General features: G+C 67.8%; 17 protein-coding genes. 6 read left to right on the top strand and 11 right to left on the bottom strand.

Annotation, left to right across the window (positions count from 1 at the left end; genetic code table 11):
* Nucleotides 1-8: 8 nt before the first annotated feature.
* Entirely contained in the window at nucleotides 9-1,076 is a 1,068-nt protein-coding gene (locus tag G6N14_RS19875; protein WP_085136519.1) for a UDP-N-acetylmuramate dehydrogenase, read from the bottom strand.
* 26 nt (nucleotides 1,077-1,102) lie between these two features.
* Between G6N14_RS19875 and G6N14_RS19870 the strand changes: the two genes are divergently transcribed.
* Genes G6N14_RS19870 through G6N14_RS19855 form a run of 4 tightly spaced genes read left to right on the top strand, consistent with a single transcriptional unit; the run spans nucleotide 1,103 to nucleotide 4,248 of the window.
* A complete protein-coding gene (locus tag G6N14_RS19870; RefSeq protein WP_085136517.1) occupies nucleotides 1,103-1,624 on the top strand; it encodes a DUF2505 domain-containing protein in 522 nt (173 codons plus the stop codon).
* Between the two features lie 9 nt (nucleotides 1,625-1,633).
* Nucleotides 1,634-2,452, top strand: coding sequence for a carbon-nitrogen hydrolase family protein (locus G6N14_RS19865; protein ID WP_085136516.1), 819 nt, complete (start codon nucleotides 1,634-1,636; stop codon nucleotides 2,450-2,452).
* Nucleotides 2,449-3,465, top strand: coding sequence for an LmeA family phospholipid-binding protein (locus G6N14_RS19860; RefSeq protein WP_165756893.1), 1,017 nt, complete (start codon nucleotides 2,449-2,451; stop codon nucleotides 3,463-3,465). The genes G6N14_RS19865 and G6N14_RS19860 overlap by 4 nt, the downstream gene beginning before the upstream one ends.
* A 9-nt stretch (nucleotides 3,466-3,474) precedes the next feature.
* The gene (locus G6N14_RS19855) at nucleotides 3,475-4,248 is read left to right on the top strand and encodes an LmeA family phospholipid-binding protein (RefSeq protein ID WP_085136513.1); all 774 of its coding nucleotides are present in this window, start codon (nucleotides 3,475-3,477) and stop codon (nucleotides 4,246-4,248) included.
* 37 nt (nucleotides 4,249-4,285) lie between these two features.
* On the opposite strand, the gene G6N14_RS19850 is transcribed toward G6N14_RS19855, so the two are convergent.
* The 5 genes from G6N14_RS19850 to G6N14_RS19830 are packed head-to-tail and all read right to left on the bottom strand — an operon-like array spanning nucleotide 4,286 to nucleotide 8,684.
* Nucleotides 4,286-4,714: a rhodanese-like domain-containing protein gene (locus G6N14_RS19850; RefSeq protein ID WP_085136512.1), complete on the bottom strand. Its 429-nt coding sequence runs from the start codon at nucleotides 4,712-4,714 to the stop codon at nucleotides 4,286-4,288.
* 46 nt (nucleotides 4,715-4,760) lie between these two features.
* Nucleotides 4,761-5,810: a 2Fe-2S iron-sulfur cluster-binding protein gene (locus G6N14_RS19845; RefSeq protein ID WP_163787276.1), complete on the bottom strand. Its 1,050-nt coding sequence runs from the start codon at nucleotides 5,808-5,810 to the stop codon at nucleotides 4,761-4,763.
* Nucleotides 5,807-7,309 (bottom strand): ferritin family protein, encoded by a 1,503-nt coding sequence (locus G6N14_RS19840; RefSeq protein ID WP_085136508.1) that lies wholly within the window; start codon nucleotides 7,307-7,309, stop codon nucleotides 5,807-5,809. Before G6N14_RS19840 ends, G6N14_RS19845 begins: the two co-directional genes overlap by 4 nt.
* A complete protein-coding gene (locus G6N14_RS19835; protein ID WP_163787274.1) occupies nucleotides 7,306-7,692 on the bottom strand; it encodes an MmoB/DmpM family protein in 387 nt (128 codons plus the stop codon). Before G6N14_RS19835 ends, G6N14_RS19840 begins: the two co-directional genes overlap by 4 nt.
* Nucleotides 7,656-8,684 (bottom strand): ferritin family protein, encoded by a 1,029-nt coding sequence (locus G6N14_RS19830; RefSeq protein WP_133054938.1) that lies wholly within the window; start codon nucleotides 8,682-8,684, stop codon nucleotides 7,656-7,658. The genes G6N14_RS19835 and G6N14_RS19830 overlap by 37 nt, the downstream gene beginning before the upstream one ends.
* A 137-nt stretch (nucleotides 8,685-8,821) precedes the next feature.
* Between G6N14_RS19830 and G6N14_RS19825 the strand changes: the two genes are divergently transcribed.
* Complete coding sequence (locus G6N14_RS19825; protein WP_163787272.1) at nucleotides 8,822-9,466, top strand: winged helix-turn-helix transcriptional regulator; 645 nt, start codon at nucleotides 8,822-8,824, stop codon at nucleotides 9,464-9,466.
* 52 nt (nucleotides 9,467-9,518) lie between these two features.
* The gene (locus G6N14_RS19820) at nucleotides 9,519-10,109 is read left to right on the top strand and encodes a cysteine hydrolase family protein (protein ID WP_085136503.1); all 591 of its coding nucleotides are present in this window, start codon (nucleotides 9,519-9,521) and stop codon (nucleotides 10,107-10,109) included.
* Nucleotides 10,110-10,125: 16 nt separating this feature from the next.
* Here the strand turns inward: G6N14_RS19820 and deoC are convergent, their stop codons facing one another.
* From deoC to G6N14_RS19795, 5 genes are all read right to left on the bottom strand, one after another.
* Complete coding sequence (deoC, locus tag G6N14_RS19815; protein WP_085136744.1) at nucleotides 10,126-10,809, bottom strand: deoxyribose-phosphate aldolase; 684 nt, start codon at nucleotides 10,807-10,809, stop codon at nucleotides 10,126-10,128.
* Between the two features lie 8 nt (nucleotides 10,810-10,817).
* Nucleotides 10,818-11,219 (bottom strand): DUF2599 domain-containing protein, encoded by a 402-nt coding sequence (locus G6N14_RS19810; RefSeq protein ID WP_085136501.1) that lies wholly within the window; start codon nucleotides 11,217-11,219, stop codon nucleotides 10,818-10,820.
* A gap of 4 nt (nucleotides 11,220-11,223) precedes the next feature.
* A complete protein-coding gene (locus G6N14_RS19805) occupies nucleotides 11,224-11,487 on the bottom strand; it encodes a DUF2516 family protein (RefSeq protein ID WP_179960905.1) in 264 nt (87 codons plus the stop codon).
* A 61-nt stretch (nucleotides 11,488-11,548) separates the two neighbouring features.
* Nucleotides 11,549-12,175 carry a heparin-binding hemagglutinin gene (locus G6N14_RS19800; protein ID WP_085136497.1) on the bottom strand — a complete coding sequence of 209 codons (627 nt, stop codon included), beginning with the start codon at nucleotides 12,173-12,175 and terminating at the stop codon, nucleotides 11,549-11,551.
* Nucleotides 12,176-12,236: 61 nt separating this feature from the next.
* Nucleotides 12,237-12,629 carry a helix-turn-helix domain-containing protein gene (locus G6N14_RS19795; RefSeq protein WP_085136743.1) on the bottom strand — a complete coding sequence of 131 codons (393 nt, stop codon included), beginning with the start codon at nucleotides 12,627-12,629 and terminating at the stop codon, nucleotides 12,237-12,239.
* Nucleotides 12,630-12,645: the final 16 nt, after the last annotated feature.

The raw sequence follows: 12,645 nt of genomic DNA, 5'->3' as shown, positions 1-12,645 counted from the left end.
CCCGGGACTTACAGCGTGCACCCCACGAGCACCGGCTCGGGGTGCAGCGTGATGCCGAACGCCTCATAGACCCCGTCTCGCACGGTGCGGGCCAGGCTCAGGATGTCGGCGGAGGTGGCACTGCCCCGGTTGGTCAGAGCCAACGCATGCTTGCCCGACAGCCGCGCGGGCGCACCCGGACCCGGGTAGCCCTTGCCGAAACCGGACCGCTCGACCAGCCAGCCGGCCGCCAGTTTCACGCCACCCTGAGCGTCCCAATGCGGCACCGGGCCACCGAGGCGATCGGCCAGGCTGCGGTAGAAATCCCCGGACACCACCGGGTTGGTGAAAAACGAACCGACACTCCAGGTGTCGTGATCATCGGCGTCGAGCACCATGCCTTTCGCCGCGCGCAGCGCCAATACCGCGGCGCGCACCGCCGCCGGGTCTCGGCTCTCGCCGTCGGCGGCGTGCAGTGCGGCGCTCAGCTCGCCGTAGCGCAGCGGCGCGCTGCGCCCGGTCGGATCCAGTTCGAACTCCACCTCCAGCACCACCGCTGCCCGATCTTCGGGGGAGCGCTTGAGCACGCTGGTGCGGTACCCGAGCTCCAACTCGCCGGCCGGCGTCCAGCGCACCTGACCGGTGCGCCGGTCCAGCAGCAGAACCCGGGTCAGGCGGTCGGCGACCTCCACCCCGTAAGCGCCCACGTTCTGCACCGGGGTGGCACCGGCCGAGCCCGGGATACCCGACAGGCACTCCAGCCCGCCCAGCTGAGCTGCCACCGCGCGCGCGACGACGTCGTCCCAGACCGCGCCGGCTTGGGCTCGCAGCAGACTGCCCTCGACGGTGATGCCGGCGTTGGCCAGCAGGACAACGGTCAGGTCCGCCAGATCGTCGGCGATCAGCACGTTGGAGCCCCCCGCCAGCAGCAGCGGGCGGTCACCGGCGGCGTCGAGCTCGGTCAGCGTTGCGACGATCTGCTCGGTCTCGGTGCAGGTGATGACCCGGCGGGCGACCGGTCCCACCCGCAGGGTGGTCAACGGTGCCAGCGGCACCTGCTCGGCGACACGCGCGCCCGCGAACTCGGAACCGCCCACGGCCGGTAACGGTAGCGTGACCAGCTATGCCGCGTACATTCACGCTCTCCGAGCACTACCCGGCAAGCGTCGAGCAGGTGTATGCCGCATTCGCCGACGAGCGCTACTGGCGGGCCCGGCTGGCCGACTCGGGAGCCGATGCGGTGAAGCTGGAATCGATGGTCGTCGGCTCCGACGGCGGCGTCGAGATCGCCACCACGCAAAGCATCCACCGGCACAAGTTGCCCGCGTTGGCGGCGCAGTTCCACCACGGCCACCTGGACGTGGCGCGGCGCGAGACATGGCAGCCGGTGCGCGACGGCCGCACCCGCGCCCAGGTGACCGGCAAGATCGTCGGCGCCCCGGCGAAGCTGTCCGGCGACGCGAGCCTGGTGTCGGCCACCGGAGGCAGCGAGTTGCGGCTGACTGCGACGGTGCAGGTCGACATCCCGCTGGTCGGCGGAAAGATCGAACGTTTCATCGGCGGGCAGCTGGCCGAGTTGATGACCGCCGAGCAGCGGTTCACCGTGGCGTGGCTGCAGCAGGGCGGTGCCGGGCCGACGCCCTAGGGTGGAGCCATGCGGATTGCCTGTGCGCAGATACTCAGCGGCACCGATCCGGCCGCCAATCTGGCGCTGGTGAGCGACTACGCCGAGCGGGCGGCGGCGCAGGGGGCCTCGTTGGTGGTGTTCCCCGAGGCGACCATGTGCCGGTTCGGGGTGCCGCTGGGCCCGGTCGCCGAACCGCTCGACGGGCCCTGGGCGACGGCGGTTCGCGGGGTCGCCGCGCGGACCGGGATCACCATCGTTGCCGGGATGTTCACTCCCGCCGATGACGGCCGGGTGGCCAACACGCTGCTGGCCGTCGGCCCGGGAACCGACGCCCACTATCACAAGATCCACCTGTACGACGCTTTCGGTTTCACCGAATCGCGCACGGTTGCGCCGGGGTCCGAGCCGGTGGTGATCGAGGTCGACGGGATCGGCGTCGGGCTGTCGACCTGCTACGACATCCGGTTTCCGGCGCTCTACACCGAGCTCGCCGACCGCGGCGCCCAGCTGATCGCGGTCTGCGCCTCCTGGGGCTCCGGGCCCGGGAAACTGTCCCAGTGGGAACTGCTGGCCCGCGCCCGCGCGTTGGATTCGACCAGCTACGTGCTCGCGGTGGGGCAGGCCGACCCCGGCGTTCCGGCGGATCCCTCGGGCGCACCCACCGGTGTGGGACACAGCCTGGTCACCTCGCCGTGGGGCGAAGTGGTGGCCGCTGCCGGTGCATCGCCGCAGCTACTGGTCTGCGACATCGACCTCGAGGCGGTCGCCGCCGCCCGTCGCGCGCTGGCCGTGTTGGGCAATCGCGCCGACTTCGTTCACGTCGGTAAGGCAGAATCACGCGGGTGAGCAACCCGTCCGGACCTCCCCACGGCGAGTCACCGTGGGCTCGCCCCACCGGCCAGCCCGATCCGCACGGCAGCGCTCCCCAGCGCCCGCCGGAGCCCTCCGCGTCGCCCACCCGGCAGATGCCGGCGGGCACTCGCGAGGAACCCACCACCCAGATTCCCGCGGCGCCGCCACAGGCGCCGCGGCCCCCGCAGGAGCCCGTTGCACCGTCCGCACAGCCGGCGGCCGCCGGTGAGGCGCCCACCACCGCGATCGAGACTGCGCCGCGGTCGGCGTCGATCCTGCGCGACCCGCTGGCGCTGGTTCTGATCCTGGTCACGGTGATCGCCCTGGCGCTGGCCGGGTTGATCGGCGCCGAGCTGATCGCCCGCCGTATCGGCGACAGCAAGGTGGCCAAGGCGACCGAATGCGTGGTGAACGACAAGGCCAGTGCCTCGTTCGGGGTGACGCCGCCGTTCCTGTGGCAGCACATCACCGGCAACTACACCAACATCTCCATCCGCACCGCCGGCAACCAGGTCAAAGACGCCAAACAGATGACGGCCGAGATCAACATCTCCGACGTCGACCTGCACGGCACTGCTGACTCCAAGGGCACTATCGGTTCGCTGCAGGCCACGCTGACCTGGCCGGCTGCCGGCATCAAGGAGACCGTGCAGAACATGGTGCCGGTCCTGGGCAACCTGGTGTCGGACCTCAAGACCAACCCGCAGGACGGCACGGTCGAGCTCAAGGGCGCTTTCGGGCTGGCCAGCGTCGTGGTCAAACCCGAGGTCGTCGACGGGGGCCTGTCCCTGCGGGTGCAGAAGCTGACCGGCCTGGGCGCGCTGACCCTGCCGCGGGAGTCGCTGCAGCCCGAATTGGACCGGTTCGCCAAGGAGTTGACGAAGCGCTATCCGCTCGGGCTGCGCGCCGACGGCATTGAAGTCACCGACACCGGGGTGGTGGCGCGGTTCTCCACCCGCAACGCCCCCATCCCGCGGTCGGATGACCCCTGCTTCGCCAATCTGTAACCTGCAAAGATGAGCGCTCCCGGAACATCCCCTCGGTTTTCCGGCCTGCCGGCAGTCATGCTGGCGCTGACCGTGGTCCTCGCGGTGGCCCTGGTGGCGATGATCGGCGGTGAGCTCTACGCCCGGCACCGCGCCAAGACTCTGGTCGCCGAGGCCGTCACGTGCGAGACCCAGGACAGTGCCCAGGTGTCCTTCGGGACCACTCCCCCGGTGCTGACGCAGTACTTCACCGACGCCTACAGCCACATCTCGGTGAAGACCGCGGGCAACCAGATCCGGCAGGCGAAGGGGATGCGACTGGCCCTGGACATCCGCGACGTGCGATTGAACAAGGACGCCAAGAACTCCGCGACGCCGGACTCCAAGGGCACCATCGGCTCGGTCGACGGCACCATCACCTGGCCGGCTGAGGGCATCAAGGACTCGATCCAAGATGTCGTCCCGGTGATCGGCAGCATCGTCACCGGAAGCGTCACCGCCGATCCCGACGCCGGCACCGTGCAGCTCAAGGGCCTGCTCAACAAGGCGACGGTCAAGCCGCAGCTGGTGAACAACGGGCTGTCACTGCAGGTGACCGAGTTAGAGCTCCTGGGCCGTGATCTGGACCGCGACAGTGTGCAGCGCAACCTCGACGAGCTCACCGCGAAGGTGACCGACGACCTCCCGCTGGGTATTCACCTCGACACCGTCGGCGTCACCGACTCCGGGGTGCAGGTGACGTTCTCGACGCGCAACGCCACCATTCCGGCGTCCTCGTCGAGAGAATGTTTCGCCTCGCTCTAAAGCGCACACCGCCGCCCGCAGCCAGGGCATCGGCGGATCAGACTGCGCCTGGCCTGATGACGGGCAGACCGGCGGCTTTCCAGGCCTGGAATCCCCCTTCGACGTCGGTGGCACCGGTGAGCCCGATGCGCTGCAAGGATGCGGCGGACAGGCTGGAGGCCAGGCCCAGGTTGCACAGGACGATGATCTGCTGGCCCGGCTCCGGCACCGGCGGGAGATCGGCCAGTTCCTCGGCCGTGAACAGCGGCCGGTGCGTTGGGTCGAGGAAGGCTTCGACAGCGTTGCGCGGCACGTGGATCGCGCCGGGGATCGTGCCGTCGGCCTGCTGTTCCTCACTGGTACGCGTGTCGATGAACAACGCGCCTTCGTTGAGTGCGGCGGCAGCCTCCTGCGGGGTGAGGCGATCGAGTCCTTCCTGTGCCGCATAGACGATGTCCAGGGTGCGGCTGGTCGGGGTGTCCGTCATGGGTGTCTCCTTGGTTCGGCGGTGAGGGATGACCTCGTTGGGGTTGCTAGGCGGGCGGGGTAACGGCTGGGCCGGCGGACGCGGTGAAACGATCCGCAGCGAGATAGCGCGACCGCAGTCCCGCCGCGCAGAGAGCGCCGGCGGTGATGTCGACGAACCGATCCGGGCCGCATAAGTAAGCCTCCGTCCGACGTAACTCGACGGCGGTGGCGTGGGCAGCGAGCCATTCGAGCACGCGGTCGGTACCCCGGCGAGGGTGCTGCGGCAGCAGCGGGTGATAGGCGAAGTCGTTGTCGGCCTTGGCCAGAGCTGCGAATTCCTCGCCGAACACCAACTCTGCTGCACTGCGCGCGACATGGACGAGGTGAGCCGGTGGATGCCCGGGAGATCGCAGGAGGTCGTGAATCATGGAGCGGATCGGCCCGATCCCGGCACCGCTGCCGATGAACAATTTGGGCCGATGGGAGGTGCGCAGCTGAAATGCTCCGTACGGCCCGCGGATGCGTAGGGTGCCGCCAGGGCGGATCTCGTCGAGGGCCGTGGTGAACGCGCCACCCGGCACGGCCCGGATGACGAATTGCAACAGGGACGCCTCAGCAGGCGAGGCAAGGGAATAGGCCCGCCATCCCGTACGGTCCGGCAGTTCGATGTGGACGAACTGCCCGGGGCGCGGGGTCCACGGTGGCGGCGGCGCACTGAGCGTGAGAACGCTCAGACCGGGGCTGACAGCGGTGACGTCGTCGACGGTGACCTCCCTGTCATGCAATGGAGCGCCGGCGAATTCCTCACCGGATATCCCACTGGCGGTGACATCGACCACGGCGCTGTCACTGACCAGTCGCGAGGAACAGAGCAACACCTGTCCGTGCGCTCGCGCTCGCTCATCGAGGGTGGTCAGGGTTCCGGAGTCTTGCTCAAGGTCCCCGGCAACCAGCTGGGCGGCGCACGTTCCGCAACCGCCGTGATTGCAGCCGAACGGGACGTAGTTGCCGTTACGCAGAATGGCCTGCAGCAGCTTCTCGTCGGGTTGGACGGCCAGCCGCACCCCGAAGGGTTCTACGGTCAGGGTGCCCGGCTGCGACATGTCGACACTCACGAGGCCAATGGGTCGTGAACAGTGACACCGATCGCGCGAATGTCGTCGATCGTCCATAGGCCCTCGGAGCGCAGATGCGGTTGCCCGACCAAGGTCCGGCCGTCCGATCGCAGGAAGCCCAGGTCGAGCACCACATCGGCGAGGTCCCAGCCATGGTAACGGCTCCAGAATGTCCCGAACGAGGTGTACGACACCGGATTCCACGAGAAATTGATCTCGCATCCTTCGCTGCACAGGGCGTAGCGAGCGCCCTGGTATTCGATGATGCGGGTTTCCGGCGCCTCGAAGCGGGGGACGATGCAGGGCAGTTGGCACACCTGGCAGAACGGCGGCACGCCGGGCAATTCCTGGAGCAACAGGCGGCCGTTGGCAGGGTCTGACAGTGCTGCGTATGCCTCCCACAGCGGCTGGTAGACGGCCGACCAACCGGGGTAGTTCGCTTCGAACCATTCGAAGTCGGTCTCATCGAGCGGATCGGTCCGGAAGAAGTTCAACGGCCACAGCGCAGCCAGCCCAATGGCGACAGCGTGGTGTTGGGATTCGACGCCACGAGCGACGTCAGCCAGCCGCGCGGGCTCGCGTAGCCCGAACGGTCCGAAGCGGCGGGAGAACGAGCCGATGAAGTCATCGACCACCCATTCTTCCCAGGCGTCTCGGTAGGCCCACGGGCGGTGGCGGACATAGTATTCGGCCGCCACAGCGGTCGCGGTGTCGCCGCCTTGATGCTGGTGCCAGAATGCGCGGTCCAACGAACCCTGCACCAGGGGAATATTGTCCGCAATCTCAGCAACGGCACGAAGCGTGCCGTGCCCGTTGGCCATATGGCGCACTTCGTCGGACTGGATCGACAGGTAGGCCGCTGCATAGGCGTCATCGCCGTTGGCGGCGGCCACTTGGGGCAATGCGACGGTCAGGGGGTTTGTGTAAGCGGTCTCGAGGACAACGTTCAGCGCGATCACCGCGTCGATCGGGTCGTTGACGGAATTGGGCGCGAATGCGGCTCGCGCGACGGCACCGATGGGGTGGCGGGCGAGCGCCCGCGACCCGAACTGCAGGCCGTCGGTATCGGGTGCGTGGGACAGGTAGTGCCGCCGCAGCGCACCGACGATCTGAAGGTGGCGAGCCTCGTCGAGCGCCTGAGCGGCGTAGCCCTGCTGCAGTTCGGGATTGTTGATCGAGGAGATCAGCAGCCCGGCACCCTTCATCGCCTGGTACTCCGCCTCGGCGGTGAGGGGCAGCGCCAGCTTGAGCCCTTCTATCCACCGCGGTTCGATTGCCTCGGTGGTACGCAGCGACGCGGCGCTGTCCATGGCCCGCTGCACCCGGAGATCCTTCTCCACCTCCATGCGCGCGTAGTCCCGGAACAGCAGCTTGAACGGATCCCGGCCCCGCTCCGGGATGCGGTAGCGGCTCGGGAAGACCGCGGCGGGCGGAGTGCTGGTGCTATCCCACGTGTATTGCTTGATCAGATCGTGGGTGCGAGTAGTCGGCGCGGTCATCGGATACCTTCGTCTTCCTGGGAGCGATCGCTCAGGGAGTCTGCGCGCAACACCAGTCGGCCGGCGCCGGGACGCGCTCCACGCTGTGGGTCGATCTCTCCGAAATAGCTTGCTAAAACGATTAAGACGTCTTCGATTTCGAGCGGTCGCCCGAACTCGGCAGACACCTCGGCGAGATCGATGATGATCTCGTCGGGAGCGTCTGCTTTGAGGTACACACCCCGATCGGTGACGTTGACCGTCGGTTGGGTGCGCCGCAGGTACCGGGCGATGGCGTCGGTTTCCGGTCCCTTGATGAGGCTGGCGCCCACGCCACGCGCGGCCGGCTGTGCCGTTGTGCGCGCCATCAGAAAAGTCCCGTCGCGGTGAGCTTCGTGGCCCACCGGTCGCCGACCTCACGACGATAGGTGTGCACAACATCTGCCCAGGCTTCATCGAGTCCGTCTGGGGCGGTAGTGAATTCCCCCAGATGTGCCGAAAGAGCGGCGACCGCCTCGCTCGCCCGGGCCTCCCACCGATTGGCCCAATCGGTGAGTATCACCCGGTTGGCGGCACCGTACTCGGGGTCGGCGAGCAGATGATCGATCAGCGCGAAGGTCCAGCGTCCGGCCCGGTCACGGTCCTGGAGCCATGTCGCGGTTGCCGAAATGGTGTAGGTATCGCCGTAACGGCGACCACCCCGCTCTAGGTAGTGCAGCCGCAGAAACCGGCCCACCAGCGGCTCCAGGATGGTGTTGACCGCGAACAACGCCTCGACCCAATCGCTGGTGGCGAGCACCTGCTCGACTGCGGAACGAAACGGTTGCCAGCCCGCGCCCGCCGTCCACGCATGCTCGACAGCGCTGAAAGTCGCTTCTCCGGAGCTGCTTTCGATGGCGGCACGCTGAGCTGCCGCATGCTCGACATGGCGAAGTGCGTCGGCGGCGCCGAAGACGAGCGCGAGCGTCACCGTGTCAGACAATGCCAAACGCTGAGCACGACTGAGCACCCGGAAGTAGGACCGGTCCGCATATGGCAGCACTGCCGCGACACCGGCGATCCCCTCGCGCAACCAGTCGGGATCAACGCCACCGGAGCCAACCGCCTTGTCCAGCAACTCAAGTTGGTCGGCCAGCGCGGTCTCATTCTGATGCGCCTCGGCTACCCAGTCGACGTAGACGGACCGGTTCGGGTCACGAAATCCATACCAGTTCTGTGACCGCAGCGCGGTCGAATCCGGCGACAGTGGCGGCGACCCATCGGGAAAGTGCAGGGGCCAGCCCTGCACGGCATCAGTCTCCGGAGAGATCTGTTGGAAGATCGTGAGATCCTCATAGGCAGTTCCGAGCGTCATGTGACCTGTTTCCATGGCAGAGGTTGCTGTCTTAGGCGCCAACCAAACCAGGAAGGCCGGTTCTGATCTAGGTTTAGAATCACTACTATTTTAGTTCTAAATATGGACCATATGGGTGTAACGTCTCGGTCATGCCCGTAGTACCTGCCGAATACTGTCCCGTATCGATCGGGGCGAGCGTGCTCGGTGATCGCTGGAGCCTGCTGATCGTCCGTGAAATCATGGTCGGCTCAAGCCAGTTCAGTGCGATCCTGCGGGGATTGCCCGGATTGTCCCGTAGCCTGCTCGCGGCCCGCTTGCGGCACCTGGAGGCAGTCGGGGTGCTCACCCGGGTGCCCACAGGCAGTGGGCGCACCCACGAATACCGGCTCACCGAAGCCGGTGAAGACCTCCACGAACTGATCTACGCGCTGGGGCGCTGGACGGTGCGCTGGTGGTTCCCCGAACCAGCGCCCGAACAGGTCGACAATGCCCTGCTGTTGTGGCGCATGCGCGCAGGAGTCACCTCTGCGCTGCCCGAAGGGCGCACCACCATCCAGTTCGACTTCACCGACGGTGAGGTGAGACGAGGCTGGATCGTGGCCACCAACGCCGAAGTCTCCGTCTGCCTTCACGATCCCCGTTTCCCGGTCGATCTCAGCGTGACCGGGAGCGGTCGCCTGTGGCACCAGATCTGGTTCGGCCATCGTCAACTGGAAGACGCGATTGCCACTGGTGAGATCCTGGTAGAAGGCCCGGCCAAGCTCGCGCGAGCCCTCCCGAAGTGGTTCGCGCTGAGCCCGTTCTCATCCGACGTTCTAGCCGCCAAGTCAGCCGCCGGATGACCGAATCAACCTCACGACGCATCATCGACCCGACTACTGGAGAAGAGCACCCATGACCGAAACCCTGCGCACGCTGACCGGATTGCCCACCACTCCTGCGGCATTGGGCGAATCCACCGTGGTTCTCATCGACTGCCAGAACACCTATACCCGCGGCGTGATGGAACTCGACGGCGTCGGCGATGCCCTGCTCAGCACAGCGGCTCTGCTGGACCGGGCCCGTAGCGCGGGGATTCCCGTCATCCACATCCAACACAACGCCGGCCCCGGGTCGCCTTACGACATCGACGGCGAGTCCGGCGCCATCGTCTCCGCCGTGGCGCCGCGCGCCGGGGAGCCGGTGGTGGTGAAGGCCTATCCGAACTCCTTCGTCGGCACCGAGTTGAATGACCTGCTGCGCCAACGCGGCGCGACGAATCTGATCTTGGCCGGATTCATGACGCACATGTGCGTCAACTCCACGGCGCGTGGGGCTTTCAATCTGGGCTATGCGCCCACCGTGGTTGCCTCGGCCACCGCCACGCGGGCCCTGCCGAGCGGCGACGGCACCGTGTCAGCCGCCGCCATGCAGGCCGCGAGCCTGGCGGCGATGGCGGATCTCTTCGCCGTGGTGGTCCCCACTCCGGCTTCGATTCCCGACTGAGGGCCGGCGAGCTGGGCTACCCCAACCCGTCGAGCACCGCGCGGGTGCCCGACAGCCCCAGCCGGGTCGCCCCGGCCTGCAGCATGGCCACCGCCTCGGCGGCCGTGCGGATCCCGCCGCTGGCCTTGACCCCCAGCCGGCCCCCGACCGTGTCGGCCATCAGCGACACCGCGTGCACCGATGCCCCGCCGCACGGATGAAAGCCGGTGGAGGTCTTCACGAAATCGGCCCCGGCGTCTTCGGCGGCTCGGCAGGCGGCGACCAGCGTGGCATCACCGGCGAACTCCAGCAGCGCGGCGGACTCCACGATCACCTTGAGCACCGCGCCCTGCACCGCGGCCCGCACGGCCGCGATGTCGGCGCCCACCGCGGCGAAGTCACCTGCCAGCGCCGCACCGATGTCGATCACCATGTCGATCTCAGCCGCCCCGTCCGCCGCGGCCAGCGCGGCCTCCCGCGCCTTGATCTCCGGCCGATGCTTGCCGGACGGGAAGCCTGCGACCGCGGCAATCGGGACACCGGCCGGGTTCGCCGCCGCCGCGACGGCCACCATCAGGGGCGACACGCAGACCGCGGCGACGCCGAGTTCGGCAGCTTCGGCGACGGTGGCCACGACCTGGGCCGCGGTCGCCTCGGGTTTGAGCAGCGTGTGGTCGACCCGCTGCGCAACCTGGTCAGGGCCCCAGCGGCTCGGGGACATCGCGGACATCAGAAGACCTCCTCGGCGGCGCCGGGGTTGCAGCCGGACTCCAGCATGGTGACCCAGTCGACGACGGGCCGCCACGGCTCCAGATTCCAGCTGAGCTTGCCGGGCCGAGCGAACTCGGCGTAGTTCCAGTGACACAGGAATTGCTCGCGCATTCCGGGCCGATCGGCCTCCGGGGCATGTTGGAGCACCTCGCGCCACGCCTGTTCGCCTGCCGCGGCGTCGAGGCGAAGCGCCGCCGCCCGGGCCGAGGCGCTCGGATACACCCGCAGGCTCAGGCCGTCGTCATAGCTGGCCCACTCGGCGCGGTCGACGTATCCGCTGATCTCTGCCACGGCCGGCGCAGCACAACACACCGCGACCGCGGCACCCGCCAGCGCCCCTGTAAACACCGAACGCAGCATGGCGCTAGTGGGACTTGCCTTGCACCTCGAGGAGTCGGGGGCGCACGTCGACCAGGTAGACCCCCGCCGCGCAGGCCGCGATGGCCATGCCCATCACCTGCAGCAGCAGCGCCATCAGCCCGCACACCGCGAGGATCACCAGCCAGACCGGCTTGGTGAGTTTGTCGGCGGCGGTGTAGGCGTCGGCGCGTTGCAGCGCCGCGTGGACGAAGGCATACACCGATGTCGCGAAGACGGCGATCTGCAAAACGCCAAGGACGGTACCCACCAGGTTCGCAGCGATCACGCTGCAAGCCTAGGCGGGCACCGTCCCGGGCGTCGAACTGCGACTACTTCTGGGTGACCTTCTTGGCCGGAGCCTTCTTGGCAGCCGGGGCCTTCTTGGCGGCCGGGGCCTTCTTGGCAGCCGGAGCCTTCTTGGCGGGCGCCGGAGCCGCGGGCTTCTCGGCGGGTGCCGGCGCGGCCGCTTCCTTCTTGGGCAGCTCGATGCCGACCAGCTTGGCGGCACGCTCACCGACCTCGCGGGTCTGCGACGCGACGTTGCCCAGCACCTCCTGGGTCAGTTCGACGGCCTGGTCCACGTAGCCCTCCACCTGAGCCGAGGCGTCGTCGAGACCCGACTGGCTGCGCAGCCGCACCAGGGCGGCCTCACCGCGCGCCACCAGGTCGTTGTAGCGCTCGCTGGCGGCCTCCACGTAGCCCTCGGCGGCCTTGCGCAGCTCGTCGGCCGTGAAACGCTCGCGCAGCTCGGCGAACTGCTCGGGCAGCTCCTCCTGCAGCTTGGTCAGGCGAGCGCGGCTCTCCTCGACGCGGCTGCTGGAGACCTCGCGGGCTTCACCGGCGCGCTCGCGCAGGTTGGTGACGAGTTCGTTCACGGTGGCCAGGGCGAGGTCGGCGGCGCCGAGCGCGGCGAGCAGCGGGGCCTTCAGTTCTTCGATGGTCGGGTTCTCAGCCATTTCGGGTTCCTTTCGGTTTGAAATCTTGCGTGGGCAATTCGGTCAGGAGAACGCATGAGGATCAGGCAGGTGGCGTCTCCTCACCGTCGGCTTCGTTCTGCTGGACGAAGGAGCCGTAGATGTCGAGCAGAACCTGCTTCTGCCGTTCCGTGATTGCCATGTCGGCGACCACGGCGTCACGAACCTCGCTCTTCTCACTCGGCTCCAAGATTCCCGCCCGGACGTAAAGCACCTCAGCGGAGACCCTCAGGGCTTTGGCTATCTGATTGAGGACATCAGCAGAGGGCTTGCGCAACCCTCGTTCGATCTGGCTCAGATACGGGTTGCTGACACCGGCCTTCTCGGCCAACTGCCGCATGGACACCTGCGCGGCTTCGCGCTGTGTCCGGATGAAAGTGCCGATATCCGCCGCTGCCGTGGAAACCACTGCCGCGAGCTTGTCGTCCTGCGACACCGGTGACCCCTTTCGC

Origin of the sequence: Mycolicibacter hiberniae (assembly GCF_010729485.1) — a bacterium.
GTDB classification, from domain to species: domain Bacteria; phylum Actinomycetota; class Actinomycetes; order Mycobacteriales; family Mycobacteriaceae; genus Mycobacterium; species Mycobacterium hiberniae.
This window is presented reverse-complemented; position numbering and strand designations above follow the sequence as displayed.

What these genes read in the sequence shown, in the direction of transcription:
- G6N14_RS19870 (WP_085136517.1), top strand. Translation starts at nt 1,103, where the DNA reads ATGCCGCGTACATTCACGCTCTCCGAGCACTACCCGGCAAGCGTCGAG.
- G6N14_RS19865 (WP_085136516.1), top strand. Translation starts at nt 1,634, where the DNA reads ATGCGGATTGCCTGTGCGCAGATACTCAGCGGCACCGATCCGGCCGCC.
- G6N14_RS19855 (WP_085136513.1), top strand. Translation starts at nt 3,475, where the DNA reads ATGAGCGCTCCCGGAACATCCCCTCGGTTTTCCGGCCTGCCGGCAGTC.
- G6N14_RS19850 (WP_085136512.1), bottom strand. Translation starts at nt 4,714, where the DNA reads ATGACGGACACCCCGACCAGCCGCACCCTGGACATCGTCTATGCGGCA.
- G6N14_RS19840 (WP_085136508.1), bottom strand. Translation starts at nt 7,309, where the DNA reads ATGACCGCGCCGACTACTCGCACCCACGATCTGATCAAGCAATACACG.
- G6N14_RS19820 (WP_085136503.1), top strand. Translation starts at nt 9,519, where the DNA reads ATGACCGAAACCCTGCGCACGCTGACCGGATTGCCCACCACTCCTGCG.
- deoC (WP_085136744.1), bottom strand. Translation starts at nt 10,809, where the DNA reads ATGTCCCCGAGCCGCTGGGGCCCTGACCAGGTTGCGCAGCGGGTCGAC.
- G6N14_RS19810 (WP_085136501.1), bottom strand. Translation starts at nt 11,219, where the DNA reads ATGCTGCGTTCGGTGTTTACAGGGGCGCTGGCGGGTGCCGCGGTCGCG.
- G6N14_RS19800 (WP_085136497.1), bottom strand. Translation starts at nt 12,175, where the DNA reads ATGGCTGAGAACCCGACCATCGAAGAACTGAAGGCCCCGCTGCTCGCC.